19 protein-coding genes are annotated in these 17212 nt (G+C 53.0%); 2 read left to right on the forward strand and 17 right to left on the reverse strand.

The annotated features are described in order from the left end of the window. Window positions 1-3 precede the first annotated feature (3 nt). The 6 genes from ON072_RS09555 to ffh all read right to left on the reverse strand — a co-directional run bounded on the left by ON072_RS09555 (window position 4) and on the right by ffh (window position 4936). Entirely contained in the window at window positions 4-1095 is a 1092-nt protein-coding gene (locus ON072_RS09555) for a 3-deoxy-7-phosphoheptulonate synthase (RefSeq protein ID WP_044734945.1), read from the reverse strand. A gap of 311 nt (window positions 1096-1406) precedes the next feature. Further along, window positions 1407-1760: a 50S ribosomal protein L19 gene (gene rplS, locus ON072_RS09560; RefSeq protein WP_025010567.1), complete on the reverse strand. Its 354-nt coding sequence runs from the start codon at window positions 1758-1760 to the stop codon at window positions 1407-1409. Between the two features lie 34 nt (window positions 1761-1794). After that, window positions 1795-2538, reverse strand: coding sequence for a tRNA (guanosine(37)-N1)-methyltransferase TrmD (trmD, locus tag ON072_RS09565; RefSeq protein WP_025887856.1), 744 nt, complete (start codon window positions 2536-2538; stop codon window positions 1795-1797). A gap of 16 nt (window positions 2539-2554) precedes the next feature. Beyond that, complete coding sequence (gene rimM / locus ON072_RS09570) at window positions 2555-3085, reverse strand: ribosome maturation factor RimM (protein WP_025010565.1); 531 nt, start codon at window positions 3083-3085, stop codon at window positions 2555-2557. A gap of 21 nt (window positions 3086-3106) precedes the next feature. Continuing rightward, window positions 3107-3358 (reverse strand): 30S ribosomal protein S16, encoded by a 252-nt coding sequence (gene rpsP / locus ON072_RS09575; RefSeq protein ID WP_025010564.1) that lies wholly within the window; start codon window positions 3356-3358, stop codon window positions 3107-3109. A 204-nt stretch (window positions 3359-3562) separates the two neighbouring features. Continuing rightward, entirely contained in the window at window positions 3563-4936 is a 1374-nt protein-coding gene (ffh, locus tag ON072_RS09580) for a signal recognition particle protein (RefSeq protein ID WP_025887855.1), read from the reverse strand. A 305-nt stretch (window positions 4937-5241) separates the two neighbouring features. On the opposite strand from ffh, the gene ON072_RS09585 reads away from it, so the two are divergent. Together ON072_RS09585 and ON072_RS09590 are read left to right on the forward strand one after the other, a co-directional pair. Further along, window positions 5242-6030, forward strand: a complete 789-nt coding sequence (locus ON072_RS09585; protein ID WP_025010563.1) for a cytochrome C assembly family protein — start codon at window positions 5242-5244, stop codon at window positions 6028-6030. A gap of 100 nt (window positions 6031-6130) precedes the next feature. After that, window positions 6131-7399: an HlyC/CorC family transporter gene (locus ON072_RS09590; protein WP_025010562.1), complete on the forward strand. Its 1269-nt coding sequence runs from the start codon at window positions 6131-6133 to the stop codon at window positions 7397-7399. A gap of 23 nt (window positions 7400-7422) precedes the next feature. Here the strand turns inward: ON072_RS09590 and ON072_RS09595 are convergent, their stop codons facing one another. From ON072_RS09595 to ON072_RS09645, 11 genes are all read right to left on the reverse strand, one after another. Then, a complete protein-coding gene (locus tag ON072_RS09595; RefSeq protein WP_261753130.1) occupies window positions 7423-7962 on the reverse strand; it encodes an Mpo1 family 2-hydroxy fatty acid dioxygenase in 540 nt (179 codons plus the stop codon). Between the two features lie 295 nt (window positions 7963-8257). Beyond that, window positions 8258-8638, reverse strand: coding sequence for a holo-ACP synthase (gene acpS, locus ON072_RS09600; protein WP_028779787.1), 381 nt, complete (start codon window positions 8636-8638; stop codon window positions 8258-8260). Next, a complete protein-coding gene (pdxJ, locus tag ON072_RS09605) occupies window positions 8638-9375 on the reverse strand; it encodes a pyridoxine 5'-phosphate synthase (protein WP_025887852.1) in 738 nt (245 codons plus the stop codon). Before pdxJ ends, acpS begins: the two co-directional genes overlap by 1 nt. A gap of 112 nt (window positions 9376-9487) precedes the next feature. Further along, a complete protein-coding gene (gene recO, locus ON072_RS09610) occupies window positions 9488-10213 on the reverse strand; it encodes a DNA repair protein RecO (protein WP_261753129.1) in 726 nt (241 codons plus the stop codon). 8 nt (window positions 10214-10221) lie between these two features. Next, on the reverse strand, window positions 10222-11211 hold the full coding sequence (gene era, locus ON072_RS09615) for a GTPase Era (protein ID WP_025887851.1): 990 nt from the start codon (window positions 11209-11211) through the stop codon (window positions 10222-10224). Then, a complete protein-coding gene (gene rnc / locus ON072_RS09620) occupies window positions 11208-11891 on the reverse strand; it encodes a ribonuclease III (protein WP_028779786.1) in 684 nt (227 codons plus the stop codon). The genes era and rnc overlap by 4 nt, the downstream gene beginning before the upstream one ends. After that, the gene (gene lepB, locus ON072_RS09625) at window positions 11888-12802 is read right to left on the reverse strand and encodes a signal peptidase I (protein ID WP_025887849.1); all 915 of its coding nucleotides are present in this window, start codon (window positions 12800-12802) and stop codon (window positions 11888-11890) included. The genes rnc and lepB overlap by 4 nt, the downstream gene beginning before the upstream one ends. A 436-nt stretch (window positions 12803-13238) precedes the next feature. Then, entirely contained in the window at window positions 13239-15029 is a 1791-nt protein-coding gene (lepA, locus tag ON072_RS09630; RefSeq protein WP_025010555.1) for a translation elongation factor 4, read from the reverse strand. Between the two features lie 117 nt (window positions 15030-15146). Continuing rightward, the gene (locus ON072_RS09635) at window positions 15147-15626 is read right to left on the reverse strand and encodes a SoxR reducing system RseC family protein (protein WP_144132571.1); all 480 of its coding nucleotides are present in this window, start codon (window positions 15624-15626) and stop codon (window positions 15147-15149) included. Between the two features lie 10 nt (window positions 15627-15636). After that, the gene (locus ON072_RS09640; RefSeq protein ID WP_025010553.1) at window positions 15637-16569 is read right to left on the reverse strand and encodes a MucB/RseB C-terminal domain-containing protein; all 933 of its coding nucleotides are present in this window, start codon (window positions 16567-16569) and stop codon (window positions 15637-15639) included. Between the two features lie 9 nt (window positions 16570-16578). Further along, a complete protein-coding gene (locus tag ON072_RS09645; RefSeq protein ID WP_107110666.1) occupies window positions 16579-17199 on the reverse strand; it encodes a sigma-E factor negative regulatory protein in 621 nt (206 codons plus the stop codon). Between the last annotated feature and the right edge of the window lie 13 nt (window positions 17200-17212).

Raw genomic sequence — 17212 nt, forward strand, 5'->3', positions numbered from 1 at the left:
CCGTCAGCCATTTGCCACCCTGAGCATATCAAAGCGAGTGGGTAAAATAGAACTCAGTTGCGCCGCTCCTTGCCTGAGCAGTTGCTCCGTGTCCTGCCAATCTATGCAGGCATCTGTGACCGAAACTCCGTAGTCAAGCTCGGCAAGCGGCTTGTCACAGGCCTGATTACCGGCAAACAGATGGCTTTCCAACATCAAACCTATGATGGAACGATTGCCCGCCGCTATCTGGTCAAATACATCCCGGCACACAGGCAGCTGCCGCCGATGATCTTTGTTGGAGTTGCCATGACTACAGTCGATAATCAGCCTGGCATTGAGCCCGGCACCATGCAGCTGCCGTTCACACTCGGCCACAGAATCGGCGTCATAGTTGGGGCCAGCCCCACCTCGCAGGATCACATGCCCGTCCGGGTTACCGGCGGTTTGCAGCAAAGCCACCTGCCCTTGCTGGTTGATCCCCATGAATCTGTGACTGCTGGCCGCCGACTTGAGGGCGTTAATGGCCACCCCCAGATTGCCATCCGTGCCATTCTTGAACCCTACCGGCATGGAAAGCCCGGAGGCCATCTCCCGGTGGGTTTGTGATTCTGTGGTTCTGGCGCCTATGGCTGACCAAGTCACCAGCTCGGAAATATATTGCGGACTGATGGGATCCAGCGCCTCGGTGGCAACCGGCAACTCGAGTTCGGCCAGAAACAGCATCAACTCCCGCGCCATCCGCAACCCTTTTTCAATATTGAAGGACTCATCCATATCGGGATCATTGATCATCCCTTTCCAGCCCACTGTAGTTCGGGGCTTTTCAAAGTAGACCCGCATCAGGATAAAAAACTGGTCCTTGAGCTCGTCATGGAGCTTTTTCAGTTTCAGGGCATATTCCTTGGCCGACTCAATATCGTGAATAGAGCAAGGGCCGGTGACGACCAACACCCGGTTGTCACGCTTGTGAACTATGTCGGAAACCGTCTTGCGGGCACTGAGAATATAGCGATAACCGTGATCAGAAAGTGGCAACTGCTGCTTGAGTTCTTCGGGAGTTATGAGGACTTGTTCGGCACTGATGTGCACATTCTCTATATTACTGGACTGCATTCTGATCACCTGAAATTAATTTGCGCGACTTGCTCAATCGCATCATTGTAGCGGTACACCATTACGGCATTACACTATGCCGAGACTGGGCCAAGAGATCAAGGGCGAAACCAGAAAAAATTTTCATGTCGTCGCAAAGGTGGGAGCAATAGGCTGGGCACTTAGTCTGTGCAGGCGTGCAGGATTGTGAGCTTGGCTGACTTGCGCGATAGCAATCTGCTGTCGCCAGTTCGTGGAGCAGAGAAAGAGAAAACAAAAACCCGCCATATAGGCGGGTCTCTGTGCGAACACTTGCGTCTTTATGTAGCGGCTTACTTAGTAGCCAGCTTCTCACGGATACGTGCAGACTTACCTGAACGCTCACGCAGATAGTACAGCTTGGCGCGACGAACGCGACCACGACGCTTAACTTCGATGCTGGAAATCAGTGGGCTGTGCGTTTGGAAAGCACGCTCAACACCTTCACCATTAGAGATCTTACGTACGGTAAATGCAGAGTGCAGACCGCGGTTACGCTTAGCGATAACCACGCCTTCAAAGGCCTGCAGACGCTCTTTGTCACCTTCTTTAACACGAACCTGAACGACTACGGTATCACCGGCACCGAACTCAGGTACGTCTTTTTTCATTTGCTCATCGTTGAGCATTTTAATGATGTTGTTCATAACTTACTCCGTTCTAGAATTAACTGAGCTGCGACTAGGCTGAGTCCATTGCGTCAACGAACTGCGCTAATAGAGTCGTCTGTTCGTCAGTCAGAGCTAGATTTTCAAATAATTCTGGTCGTCGCTGCAGTGTTCTTATCAAACTCTGCTGTAGACGCCAGCGTCTAATTTCTTCGTGGTTGCCGCTGAGTAACACCGCCGGAACATCCAGTCCATCGAGACATTCAGGCCGGGTATAGTGAGGACAATCCAATAATCCGTCAGAGAAGGAATCCTGCTCTGCCGAGGCCTGTTTGCCCAGCACGCCGGGAACCAGTCTCGAAACCGAATCTATCAGGGTCATTGCCGGCAATTCACCGCCCGAGAGCACGTAATCACCAACCGACCACTCCTCATCCACTTCCGTCTGAATGATGCGCTCATCGATACCTTCGTAGCGACCACACACCAGGATCAGCTTGGATGATTGTGCCAACTCAGATACGCCTTGCTGAGTTAGCTTGCGTCCCTGAGGTGACAGATATATCACCTTGGCTCCTTCACCTGCCGCAGCCTTGGCTGCATGAATGGCATCGCGAAGGGGCTGAACCATCATCAACATTCCGGGACCACCACCATAAGGTCTGTCGTCCACAGTGTTGTGTCTGTCATGGGTGAAATCCCTGGGATTCCACGTCTGTACTTCCAGCAGGCCATTCTTCACGGCCCGACCCGTCACGCCAAAGTCTGTTACTGCTCGAAACATCTCCGGGAACAGGGTGATTACCCCTAACCACATAAGCTGTTTCCTCGACTCAGAAGTCCGGATCCCAATCCACTAAAATCTGTTTCGCCGAAACGTTCACCTCTTTGATGAACTGTTCGGTGACAAAGGGGATCATACGTTCCGCTTTGCCAAAGCTATCTTTGGCGTTGGCCTTCACCAGCAAGACGTCGTTGGATCCTGTTTCCACGATCTGATCGACCTTGCCCATGTTGTAGCCCTTGGTGTTGATCACTTCGCAGCCGATAAGATCGCGCCAGTAGAACTCATCTTCCGGCAGGTCTTTCATCTGCTCAGGCAGTATGCCGATCTCACAGTTAGTGAGCATCTGCGCCCGCTCCCGCGTCTCTACCCCTTCAAGTGCGGCAACAACCGCCTTGCCCTGATAGCGCCACTGGGTGACCTTCACTTCACGCCATTCGCCCTGCTCTTTAATGAGCCAAGGTGAATAGTCAAAAATACCTTCAACAGAATCGGTATAGGCGGTGATTTTCAGCCAACCTTTAATGCCATAGCTGGAACCAAGTTTGCCCAACACGATTGGCTGTGGGTTACTGCTCATCAATCTATACCTTAAACGCTATTAAGCAGCTGCTTTACGAGCGTCTTTGATCAGTTTTGCTACGCGTTCTGTAGTTGCAGCACCGTTTGAAACCCAGTGCTCAACACGGTCCAGATCCAGGCGCAGAGTTTCTTCCTGGCCTTTGGCCAGAGGGTTGAAGAAACCTACACGCTCGATGAAACGACCGTCACGGGCATTGCGGCTATCAGCAACAACGATGTTGTAAAATGGACGCTTTTTCGCGCCACCACGAGCTAAACGAATGGTAACCATGCGTTCTTTATCCTCTAATGATTTGCTTTTCAGCAAAAATAAAAACTGGAACCCCGTGTTCGCGAAGAGTCCCAGATAGAAAGCCGGAAGATTTTACCTGACTTTCGGGCGAATGCAACCGATCCCGGCTAATTTTACAACGCCCATTCACAGCTTATCCCAAGCGGGACAATAGCTAAGAACATCAGGTAAGGTCATTTGGTATCAACGACCGGGGAATTTCATTCCCGGAGGCAACATGCCTCCCAGACCGCGCATCATCTTATGCATGCCGCCTTTGGCGGACATTTTTTTCATCATTTTCTGCATCTGGGTAAACTGCTTCAGCAAGCGGTTTACATCCTGAATTTGAGTGCCGGAACCGGCGGCGATGCGGCGTTTACGCGAGCCCTTGATCATATCCGGGCGCTTACGCTCATCTGGCGTCATGGAGTTAATAATAGCCTCCATCTGACCTGTGAGCTTACCGTTTTGCACCTGCGCCAAAGCATCGGGAGGCAGTTGACCGACACCGGGTAGTTTTTCCAGCATCCCCATCATGCCGCCCATATTCTTCATCTGTTGCAGCTGCTCACGGAAGTCTTCCAGGTCAAAACTGCCGCCGGACTTCACTTTAGAGGCCAGCTTAAGGGCTTTTTCCTTATCGACACCGCGCTCAACTTCTTCGATGAGCGACAACACGTCTCCCATCCCCAGAATACGGGAAGCGACCCGGTCAGGATGGAAAGGCTCAAGGGCATCAGTCTTCTCACCCACACCCAGGAACTTAATGGGCTTACCTGTAATATGGCGAATGGACAGGGCGGCACCGCCTCTGGCATCACCATCCACCTTGGTGAGGATCACCCCGGTCAGCGGCAGCGCTTCATTAAAGGCCTTGGCGGTATTAGCCGCATCCTGACCTGTCATGGCATCGACCACAAACAAGGTTTCAACCGGCTTGACCGCAGCGTGCAGCGCCTTGATCTCATCCATCATCGCCTCGTCCACATGCAGACGACCGGCGGTATCCAGAATCACTACATCGATAAACTTACGCTTGGCGTAAGCTATGGCATCATTGGCGATATCCACCGGTTTCTGGCTGACGTCCGATGGGAAAAATTCGACTTCAACTTCATTGGCCAGGGTTTCCAGCTGCTTGATCGCCGCCGGACGGTATACGTCGGCACTGACCACAAGCACAGACTTCTTCTGTCTGGTACGCAGGAACTTACCCAGCTTGGCGACACTGGTGGTTTTACCCGCGCCCTGCAGGCCCGCCATCATCAATACGGCAGGTGGCTGGGCGGCCAGGTTGAGGGCCTCATTGGCCTCACCCATGGCTTTTTCCAGTTCACTCTGGACAATTTTGACAAACACCTGGCCCGGGGTCAGGCTCTTGGCCACTTCCTGGCCAACGGCACGTTCTTTGACGCTGCTGACAAATTCCCGCACCACAGGCAGGGCCACATCGGCCTCCAGCAATGCCATACGAACTTCGCGCAGGGTGTCCTTCACGTTCTCTTCAGTCAAGCGACCCCGACCACTGATATTTTTCAGGGTGCGGGACAATCTGTCGGTGAGATTCTCAAACATCGTCCAGTTCTATACCGTTTATGAATGTAAAATGATGGGGCGTATTATAACTATGCCGGGGTATTAATGCAGCCCTGTTCTCAAGATGGGGTTAAATAGACGCTTATCAAGGTGCAAATAAACATTTTGCCCTAATGCGGGTGGGAACCAATTGCCGTATTTTATGCACTAACTGTCGGGAACTGCATAATTTTGTCGTCTGGGTCACTGCCCAATTACCGACGGCTCATGTTATTCTAACGCAAACAAGTTTTTCCGATGCCGCCCACAGAGGCCAATTACACATAAGGATAGGTTAATCCCAGATGGTCATTCTCTCTGCTGCCGCGATGTTTTTCTACAGCATAGCGCTGATATTAGTGACAAGCCGCTTATTTCATGCCGAGGGGCCCAACCGCCGTGCCGTAGCCGGTTTTGCCGCCTTGGGTGTGATACTGCACGCCGCAGCCCTGTACCAGGCAATCTTTACCGCCGATGGCCAGAACTTCAGCCTGACCAATGTGATATCCATGGTGAACTGGATCATCGCCCTAGCATTCACTCTAGTACTTTCCCGTATCAAGGTCATAGTCTTGGTGCCTGTTGTGTATGCCTGCTCTGTGATATCCGTAGCCCTGCTATGGCTGCTGCCGCCCAAATACATTACCCATTTTGAGCTGCACCCCGAAGTGTTGGTCCATGTGGTGTTGTCACTGATGGCCTACAGTGCCTTGATGATAGCGGCACTCTATGCCATCCAACTGGCCGTTATCCAGAACAAGCTGAAGAAAAAGCAGCTGATGTTGAGCCCGGCTATTCCGCCACTGATGACGGTCGAAAAGCAGCTGTACCACCTGATCATCATAGGGGTGATTTTGCTGAGTCTGTCGCTCGCCACCGGCTTTATCTTCCTTGATGATATGTTTGCCGATGGCAAGGGTCACAAGGCGGTACTTTCCATTCTGGCTTGGTTCGTCTATATCGCCATGTTGTGGCAGCAATATACCGTGGGTTGCCGTATCCGCACGGCGGTGATCTACAGTTTGACAGGCGCCAGCCTGCTCTCCCTGGCTTACTTTGGCGCCCGCATCGTCAAAGAGCTCATCCTGAGCTAATCTGAGTCGAGTCGGGCAAGGCCTAGACCTTTGCCTGACTTGACACTCCATCCAATTGCCAGTATTTACTAACTTTCGCTATTCCTGACGGGGCCCCTTTTTGGACGATATATCGACCGGCATACTCCTGATAATTCTACTGCTGTTAATCCTGATTTCGGCGTATTTTTCCGGTTCGGAAACCGCCATGATGACCCTAAACCGCTACAGGTTACGTCATCTGGCCAATAATGGTCACAAGGGCGCCAGACGCGCCATTAAGTTGCTGGACCGCCCCGATAGGCTCATAGGCCTGATCCTCATAGGCAACAACCTGGTCAATATCCTGGCCTCCTCAATCGCCACTATTTTAGGGATTCGACTCTGGGGCGACTTGGGATTGGCCATAGCCACCGGGGTACTGACACTTGTGGTATTGGTATTTGCCGAAGTGACGCCCAAAACTGTGGCTGCGCTGCACCCCGAACGTATCGCCTTCCCCTCCAGCCTGGTACTCAAGTGGTTGCTGTGGCTGTTTTCGCCTCTGGTCAAGAGCGTCAATATTATCACCTCCTTTATTCTCAGGCTGATGGGAATACGCTCCATCCGTGCCGATGATGCCCTGAGCCAGGAAGAGCTGCGCACAGTAGTACATGAAGCCGGGGCCCTGATCCCAAGACGCCACCAGGAGATGCTGTTATCGATTCTGGATCTGGAAAAGGTTACAGTGGAAGACATCATGGTGCCCCGCTCCGAGCTCTATGCCATCAATATCAATGATGACTTCAAGAGTATCAACAAGCAGGTTATTCAGAGCCCGCATACCCGGGTACTCTTGTATCGTGACAACATAGATGATGCCGTGGGTTTTGTGCATCTGCGTGATGCCTTGAGACTGCAGTCCAAGGAGCAGTTCAGTAAATCCTCGCTACTTAGAGCCGTGAAAGAGCTGTACTTTATTCCCGAGGGCACACCGCTCAACGTGCAATTGGCCAACTTCCAGCACAATAAGGAACGCATAGGCCTGGTGGTGGATGAATACGGTGATATTCAAGGATTGGTGACGCTGGAAGATATTCTTGAGGAAATCGTCGGTGACTTTACCACTTCCATGGTCACTACTCCCAGCGAAGATATTACCCCGCAGCAGGATGGCAGCTTTCTGATCGATGCCACCATCAATATCCGCGATCTCAACAAAGAGATGGAATGGGACTTCCCCACCGACGGCCCCAAGACCCTCAATGGTTTGATTCTGGAATATCTGGAAGAGATACCCCAGGCCAATACCAGCCTGAGGCTCGCGGGTTACCCGATGGAAGTGGTGGAAGTGGCCGACAACATGATCAAGACAGTGCGGATCATGCCGCAGTTTTATCGCCCATCCTGAAACTCAACCAACTTTGAGCTGAGTCATTGGGCAGTATTGGCTGCCCTTTTGGCGGCTTCCAGTGCCCGGCGTTTGTCCCGGGCTATCGCGGTGATGGTGTTATCCAACTCACCTTCCAGCCCCAGCATAAAAAACACTTCGGCCATCAGGAAAAAGGGGCCAATAAGCAGTTGGTTAAGATCATCGATAAAAGCCGGTTTGGCCTTTTCATACTTGTGGCCAATAAACTGGAATATCCAACCTATGACAAAAACCGTTATGCCCAACCAAATACTGGCATAGCTCAGGGTATAGAGCCATTCGGTTGTCAGAATCACCGGCAGGATAAACAGTGCCAGTCCCAGCGCCAAACGCCAATGCAGCTTGATGTAATAAAGCATCACCCCAACAGCCAGCAACATGGCGACGCTGAGAGTGCCACTTGAAAAAGGCAGGCGCCACAACGACAGCATTAAAAATACTGACCAGATAATCAATGGGATACCGATAAAATGAGTTTTGATATTGGTAGGGTTCAGATGCACACTCTTATAAGTGGACAACTGTTCAACAGCCGACTTCATGACGCTCTCCTTGGTTTTGTTATTATTCTCCTCCCGCCAAGCAGGGACCTCGAGTGTCTATTTGATTCCGGTGCAGGCCCATATACTTGAGCTTCAGATAAGTGCCTGTACTCAGATGCGATTAATACACCTGATGGTTTGAGAGTACCGCAACAATTAACCAGTGACAACGCCATAAAAAAAGGAGCCTCTCGGCTCCTCTCATGCTTTGACAAACTGTACTTTGACAAACCTGACAAACAGCCAGTCTGACGACTTGGACAAGGCCCTCAGTACCAGGCAAGACTTAGTTATGTTAGTCACTTAAGATTACAGTCGCCACCGCATAGTGACGTTCATCGGCAATGGACAGCAGTGCCCGCTTGGCGCCCAGTGTTTCCAGGCGCTGGTGCGCGCCATCACTGAATTCAAGCTGGGGCGCACCATCGGCATTATTGCTGATATGAATATGCTGAAACGAGACTCCACGGCCTATTCCGGTTCCCAGCGCCTTGGCAGCCGCTTCCTTGGCCGCAAAGCGCTTGGCCAGAAATCGCGCCGGTTCGCTCAGCGTCTGAAAGCGGGCATATTCGGCCTCGGTCAGCACCCGTTTGGCCAGCCTATCTCCGCCCCGCTCCAACTGAGCCTCAATGCGGGCGATTTCCACTATGTCGGTTCCCAGTCCCAGCACAGCCATTACTCGCCTCTGCGACCTTCCAGCATGAGTTGCTTCATATCTCTGACCGCCTTGTCCAGGCCGTCTATCGCCGCCCTGGCTATGATGGCGTGGCCGATATTCAGCTCATGCAACTCAGGGATGGCAGCTATCGGCTTCACATTGTGATAGTGCAACCCGTGCCCTGCGTTGACCACCAGGCCCTTGCCATGAGCATAGGCAGCCATTTCCGTGATACGGGCCAACTCCTCGCTCTCCTCTTCGGCGCTATGGGCGTCGGCGTAGCGGCCGGTATGAATTTCTATCACGGGCGCCCCCACGGCTACGGCGGCATCTATCTGCTCGCGGTTGGCATCGATAAAGAGTGATACCTTAATGCCCTGCTCGGCCAGACGTTTAACCGCCGCGGCGATTTTCGGCTGCTGACCGGCAACGTCCAAGCCGCCCTCTGTAGTAAGCTCTTCACGTTTCTCCGGCACCAGACATACATAGACAGGCTTAACCTCACAGGCGATATCCAGCATCTCTTCGGTCACCGCCATTTCCAGATTCATCCGGGTCTTGAGCGTCTTGGCCAGCAGATAGACATCGCGATCCACTATGTGGCGTCTGTCTTCACGCAGATGGATAGTGATCCCCTCGGCGCCCGCGTGCTCGGCCACGGCCGCTGCATGCACAGGATCCGGGTAATGGGTACCACGCACCTGCCGCAAGGTGGCGATATGATCTATGTTCACCCCTAACAAGATTCGATTCATCTTTAACTCCTTGATAATTCCTGGAATGCACCAGCCTGTTCGGCGGTATAAAAGCAGTTTCTATTCTCTGCCCATTGTAACGGCAGCATTTGAAAAAAGCGGGCTGAAGAGCTCATTTCTCTCCTCGACTGGACGGCTGTGGGGCCCTTGGCGAATTTCCCCCCCGGCGGGCAAACAACTGCCTGCTGAGCAGTGGCTTATCACCGAGCAGTGGCCGGAGCAATTGCCGGGTCAAGACTTTGGCGGCTTGCCAATCCTCTTGCTGAAGGCGGTTTTCTGCCAATGCCAATAGAGTGCTTCCCGGCAGCGCCTCTTGCCGCTTGGCATCACTAATAAAGGGGATGAACCCCTGTTCGGGAATAAATCTGTAGCAGCCATCGGCTTGGATATCGGCGCCATCAGCATCCTTCACCAATGAGGGCATGCAGCCAAGCTCGGATAAGAGTCTGAGCTCGAAATAGCGCAGTGTTGTCTGCTCAAAGCCCTTGGCCAGCGCCAGCAGGCTCTGATGATAACTGAAAAACAGCGCTTCGCCACTCTGGTGGTTGCCCAGTACCCGCACCAAGAGTTCATTGAGGTACATGGCCGCATATAAAGCGTCCCCGGACAGGGGCACTGCCGGGGACGCACTCTCAATTTGAGTAAGGGTTCTGAGGTCGCTGCGGCCACTCAGTTGGAACAGCAGCGGCTGAAACGGCTGCACTATGCTCTTTATCGAGCGCTTGCCACTGCCGACTCTGGCAACGGCGTCGACCCGACCAAGGCCATCCACCAGCAGGTTCAACAACATGCTGGATTCCCGATAGGGCCGGGCGTGCAGCACATAGCCTCGCAGCATAGTCGGCCTCAGTCTTCGCCGTAACCCAGGCTGCGAAGGGCACGTTCATCATCGGCCCAGCCCGACTTCACCTTGACCCAGACTTCCAGGAACACTTTGTTATCAAATAACTGCTCCATGTCCTTGCGGGCCTCAGTGGCGATAGTGCGGATCCGCTCGCCCTTCTTGCCGATCACCATGCGTTTCTGGCCGTCGCGTTCAACCAGAATAAGCGCATTGATCTGATAGACGCCATTCTCCATCATCTTGAACTGCTCGATTTCCACCGTGGCATCATAAGGCAGTTCATCACCGAGAAAACGCATCAGTTTTTCACGGACGATTTCAGAGGCCATAAAGCGTTGTGAACGGTCGGTAATATAGTCTTCCGGGAAATAGTGCACGCTCTCGGGCAGTGACTCTTTCGCCAGCGACATCAAGCGGCCAACGTTGGTACCCGACTTGGCAGAGATAGGCACAATTTCATCGAAGGCATACTTCTGTCCCAGGGCTTCCAGGTGCGGAAACAGTGTCTCCTTATCCTTGATATAGTCAACCTTGTTCACCGCCAGCACTGTCTTGCGCTCACTGCCGCCATGACGCAGTTTATTGAGCACCATTTCGTCATCGGCGGTCCAGTTGAGACCATCGACCACAAAGATCACCATGCAGACATCGGCCAGCGAGCTGGCGGCAGCGCGGTTCATCAAACGGTTGATGGCGCGCTTTTCCTCTATGTGTAGTCCAGGGGTGTCGATAAAGACTATCTGCGATGGGCCTTCGGTGTGGATCCCCATGATCCTGTGGCGGGTGGTTTGCGGCTTACGGGAGGTGATACTCACCTTTTGGCCGAGCAAACGGTTGAGCAAGGTGGACTTGCCGACATTGGGGCGACCGACTATGGCCACCATACCGCAGTAGGTAACATCATAGGCGGGTGTCGGTGACTGCTGGTTCATCTTGGCCAGCAGTTCATCCAGGCTCGGCTCCTGGGCCGGTACCTCTGGGGTCTTACTCATTTTTTCAGTAACTCCAATATCCCAGCAGCGGCTTGCTGCTCGGCTTTTCTGCGTGAACTGCCGGTGCCGGATACGGCTTGAGCCAGCTCTTCGATACGACATTCTACGGTAAAGGTCTGATCGTGCGCCTCGCCGGAAACCGCCACCACTTTATACTCAGGCAGAGGTTTCTTATAGCCCTGCAGGTACTCCTGCAACTGGGTCTTGGCATCTTTCTGGCTGACCCCGGGTTGAATCGCCTTCAGTCGCTGCTGGTACCAGCCCAAGAGCAGTGGTCGACAGGTTTCCAGATCTGAGTCCAGGTAGATGGCACCTATGATGGCCTCCACCGCATCGGCGAGAATGGATTCGCGGCGAAACCCGCCGCTCTTGAGTTCGCCCGGGCCCAGGGTCAGATAGTCACCCAGCTTAAACTCCTTGGCGATTTGTGCCAGGGTGTCACCGCGCACCAAGGTGGCACGCATCCGGCTGAGATCGCCTTCGGTCGCCTTGGGGAACTGATGATACAGGGCATCGGAAATCACTATCGACAGGATAGAGTCACCGAGAAATTCCAACCGCTCGTTATGCTTGTTGGCCGCACTTCTGTGAGTCATGGCCTGCTCCAGCAGCGCCATGTTATTGAATTCATACCCCAGAGTACGACACAGACGGGCAAAATTCTTCACAGGTTCTCTCACTTCAAACCACCTACACGTTCAAAACGCACACCGCTTGGCACCCAGGTAGGTAACCAATCCTGAGGCTGGCGCTCAAACTCAAAGCTTATCCAGATTGCCACAGCCTTACCCACCAGGTTGGCTTCAGGCACAAAGCCCCAGAAACGGCTGTCGGTACTGTTGTCGCGGTTATCACCCATGGCAAAATAGTGGCCTTCAGGTACGACAAACTCGCCTTGAGCAAAGCCTGGCTCACGGTAATAGAAGGCCGATGGCTCAGGGCGGGCCGGGTTGATCAGAATATCGTGTGTCACCTCACCCAGTTGCTCGCGAAAACGCAGCAGATCCACGCCGTCATCCTGGAATTCGCCTTTATTGACCGGTGCTCTCAATACCAGTTTAGGACCTGGACAAGGTTGTTGCTCTTTACAGGCTTCCTGAATATAGAGTTCCTTGTTGCGATAGATGATCTTATCGCCTGGCAAACCGATAACCCGCTTGATGTAATCGACCCGCTCATCTTTAGGGTATTTGAATACTATGATATCGCCGCGCTCCGGCTCGCCGGTTTCCACCAGCTTGCTGCGCCATACAGGATCTTTCAGGCCATAGCTGAATTTTTCCACCAGAATGAAGTCACCCACCAGCAAGGTTGGCATCATGGAGCCGGAAGGGATCTGAAACGGCTCGTACAAAAAAGATCTCAGGATTAGCACAAAGGCTATCACAGGGAAAATGGACTTGGAGGTTTCCACATAACCTGGCTCCTGGATAATTTTTTCAGTGACTTCATCGGTCAAGGTGCCATTTTGCGCTTGAGCCAGTGCCAGTTTAGCCTGACGCTTGGGGGCCAGCACAAAGGCATCTAGCGCCCAGATAAGGCCACTGACCAAGGTCACCAGCACCAGAATAATGGAAAAATAGGCTGCCATTGGTTATTTAACTCCTGCCTTGTATTAAATTGGAATAAGTCTTGTCAGCTTTAGGGAAGGTGCGAACAAGTCCTCGTGGCACTCTGGCTTACACAGCAATTGGCGTTCAAGGCATCTGACTGAAGGCATGCCGGGGCCTGCCAAAGGCGGATAACGCAGAGAGCCGGTTGCTGTGCAAGCCCCGAAGGGCGTGGCTTACAAGCCTGCCTGCTGTGTTGTGCTTCTTGCAAAGGACTAGGGCCATTTGCTGCGAACCACGCCTTGCATCCTGGCCTGTAAGCCGACGCAGAGCACACATGGGACTTATTCGCACCTTCCTTGTTAGTTTACCCATATTTGCCGTTCCAGGGACAGGTCTCCCCTTAAACTAACTAAAGCGCCGCAAAATGCGGCGCAAATGAGATGTTGCTATCCAGGGCGCCGTGGCGCCACAGGATCACTCGTTCAGTTTCAATACCGCCAGGAAGGCTTCCTGTGGAACTTCCACGTTACCGAGCTGCTTCATCCGTTTCTTACCTTCTTTCTGCTTCTGCAGCAGTTTCTTCTTCCGGGAAACGTCACCACCGTAACATTTGGCGGTTACGTCTTTACGCAGTGCTTTCACGGTTGAACGGGCCACAATTTGACTGCCCACCGCGGCTTGGATTGCAATATCAAACATCTGCCGCGGGATCAGCTCTTTCATCTTCTCCACCAGGGCGATACCACGGTGGCGTATGTTGCCCCTGTGGATAATCATCGCCAGTGCATCGACTCTGTCGCCGTTGATCAACACATCCAAACGCACCATGTCGGCCGCCTGGAAGTAGACAAAGTTGTACTCGAGCGAAGCATAGCCACGACTGGTGGACTTAAGCCTGTCAAAGAAGTCCATCACGACTTCGGCCGCCGGAATATGATAGGTCAGTGCTACCTGGTTGCCGTGGTAAACCATATTCTTCTGTACACCGCGCTTTTCAACACAGAGGGTGATCACGTTACCCAGATAATCTTTGGGCACCAGAATATTGGCTTCGACGATAGGCTCACGCATCTCTTCGATATAGTTGAGTGCCGGCAACTCGGATGGGTTATCCACATAGACAACATCGCCATTGGTCAGTTCAACTTCATATTCCACAGTCGGTGCCGTGGTGATCAGATCCAGGTCGTATTCCCGCTCCAATCGTTCCTGGATGATCTCCATGTGCAGGAGTCCCAGATAACCGATACGGAAACCAAAGCCCAAGGCGGTGGAGTTTTCCGGCTCAAACTGCAGTGAAGCATCGTTAAGGCTCAACTTATTCAGCGCATCACGGAAGCTTTCATAGTCGTCGGTAGAGATGGGGAACACACCCGCGTATACCTGAGGCTTCACTTTCTTGAAGCCAGGCAGAGGCTTGTCTGCACCGTGTTTGGCATGGGTCAGTGTATCCCCCACAGGGGCCCCGTGGATCTCTTTGATACCGGCGATGATAAAGCCTACTTCACCGGTTCTCAGTTCAGTTTTTTCTGTCTGCTTGGGTGTGAAGATCCCCACCTTGTCGGCGTTGTAAGTCTGGCCTGTGCTCATGACCTTGAACTTATCGCCCTTCTTGAGCACGCCGTTCTTGATCCGCACCAGAGACACAACCCCTTGGTAGCTGTCGAACCAGGAGTCGACGATCAGAGCCTGCAGCGGCCCTTCCGGATCACCTTCCGGTGGAGGAATTTGTGCCACTATGGTTTCCAGCACTTCGTCTATGCCAACACCAGTCTTGGCAGAGCAACGTACAGCGTCTTTAGCTTCAATGCCGACTATGTCTTCAATCTCGGCCGCAACCCGCTCTGGCTCAGCCTGAGGCAGGTCAATCTTGTTGAGTACAGGAACGACGTCCAGATCCATTTCCAGCGCGGTATAACAGTTCGCCAGTGTCTGGGCCTCAACCCCTTGACCGGCATCAACCACCAGCAAGGCTCCTTCACAAGCCGCCAGCGAGCGGGAAACTTCATAGGAGAAGTCAACGTGCCCTGGGGTATCGATGAAGTTCAGCTGATAAGTTTCACCGTCTTTTGCCTTATAGTCGAGTGTAACGCTCTGGGCCTTGATGGTGATACCGCGTTCGCGCTCCAGATCCATTGAATCCAGCACCTGAGCAGCCATTTCACGGTCGGTTAAGCCGCCACAAACCTGGATCAGGCGATCTGAGAGGGTAGATTTGCCATGGTCGATATGGGCAATAATCGAAAAGTTTCTAATATGTTTCATTATGCTGCAATGACTAAATTCTAATGGGAGACTGTGCTCAAAGGTGCGAAATTGTACCCGATTGCTGGGCCAATACCAATTAGATTCACACTTTGAGCCTTTGTGGGAAGGACAGGATTAGTGGCAGTGAGTTTCTGAAGCGCTCTCCATGGCTTGGCCAAGATTGGCGAGAATGACGGGTTGAGCCCGGTTTTCAATCCTGCGTGCCTGAGACTTGCCCAGTTGCCAAGCCAGCAAGGCAAAGGCGATCGCCATGGATATGGCACCGCCATCTGTACTGAACCCGGCGAGCGAGGCAACAAAGCGCCCCAATAACCCGCCCATAAACAACCCGGCCAAAGGCAGCATGTAAACCAGCAGAGCCGCCTTGAGCACTACGCTTTCCGGCAAGCCCAAACGCAGCAAAGTGCCTTCGGGATAAGTTTCAGTGCTGGGCAGGGAAAACTCCTGCAACCGACTGCCAAACGCCTTGGCAACTGCCGAAGTGCCGCAGGATTCGCTGCTGGAACAGTGATTGCAGGCACTCTTCAACTCCACCTGCACCTTGACCCAACCATCATTGTCTGTACCTATGACCTTAGCCACCTGTTCCATCATAACCCAGTCCTCACTCCAGCCTTAGGCCCGAAGCGATACGGATAAGCGTTTGTGTCGGCACCTTACCGACTGCAACCACTTCCAGATTACCGACTCGGTCAGCCGCCATGGAAAGGCCATTACGGGTCATCAGTTCTTCCGGCATGGGCGCATCACCGGCGCGGGCAACGTAGACGGAGATATTGCTGAGGCCATCGGTGAGGGCAATGTATTCCACCGGCTCATGACTGCCTATCAGGCGATGATGATCGCGAACCACCACCTGAAAACCGGGCGGCAGCCAATCAAATTGCCAGTTCTGGCCATCTTCCCGCTCTGATGGATTCATCACCGCCGGCCATTCCTGCTTGTAGGCCTCCACCAGCAGAGGTGCGGTTTCCTGCAGTTCTATCAATTCAATGACCAACAGCTGCTCCAACAACTGCTTGTCCTGATTCAGCATGTCATAGCGCAGCGGCAGGAAGGTTTCCATATCCATCCACACCTGGAAACCATAGCGATATTCATCATTGGGTAAAATGCGAACCATCTGTCCGGGACGTCCGGCAATACGGCTGCGGCCACCCAGCACCAGTTGGTACCCGGCTTCGAGGTCGCCACTGTCACCGAAGAAGGCTGCCGGCATCACCCCTTGAATACGCTTGGCTTTGATGCTGTAGGCGGGCTGTTCGTGTTCGATAAAGGTCACTGTATTGCCGACACGAACGGCATTCTTTGGCGGACCATTGAGGTGTTCGAGAAAGGCAACTTCCTCGCCGTTGACTTTACCGTGCAGGTATACCAAAGGCCGAATATTATCGGCCTGAAGTTGGATGAGAGAAATCTTGTATTCTTTTTCGCGCAGAGCCTGACTCATTTTTTCAAGCCAGGCTTTGGCGGACATATCATCCTGCGCTAAGGCAGGTACTGCAAAGGCCAGAATGGCCAGGAGGAAAAGGCGCAAGAGATTTCCTTAACGATTCATAGGAACAGGAACGACCTCATTATTGTTATCCATAACCACACCGGCATTCAATCTCTGTTGCAACATATGATCCTGAATATAGCTGTTGATCCTGCGGCGTTGCTCAATCAACTGCTCATTGGTATAGCCCTGTGGCTGCTGAACCGGCCCGGTTTGCAGACTAACGGGTGAGGCGCTGCCCACCAAAGGACGGGTAATAAGCACAGGGGATGCAGGATCCTGGCTTTCGGGAGTCTGGTTGTAGTTCTGAACACCAACAATGGCAACCATGGCAACGGTGGCGGCAATCGCATACTGGCCAAACTGCTTGAACATGGGGATCACTCTAGCACCGCTGGCAATCTGACGCTGAGGCTCATCGGCCACAGATACCTGGGTTGAGGTGACAGGTGCGACAATCGCCGGCTCCTTGTCGATAGCGGCCGCAATACTGGCGGACAGATCCAAGGGGATAGCGGAAGGTAACTCGCCACGCATGGCATCACCGATAAGATGATAGTTACGCCACTTGTCGTGAGAAGCAGTGTCACCAGCCAGTTCTGCCAGCGTCTGAGCGTCGGTTTCGCCGTCCACTGCCGCAGAAACCCACTCCTGACCTAATTTATCCATTACTCACCTGTCT

It is taken from the genome of Shewanella sp. K8, from assembly GCF_028823715.1.
GTDB lineage: Bacteria > Pseudomonadota > Gammaproteobacteria > Enterobacterales > Shewanellaceae > Shewanella > Shewanella algae.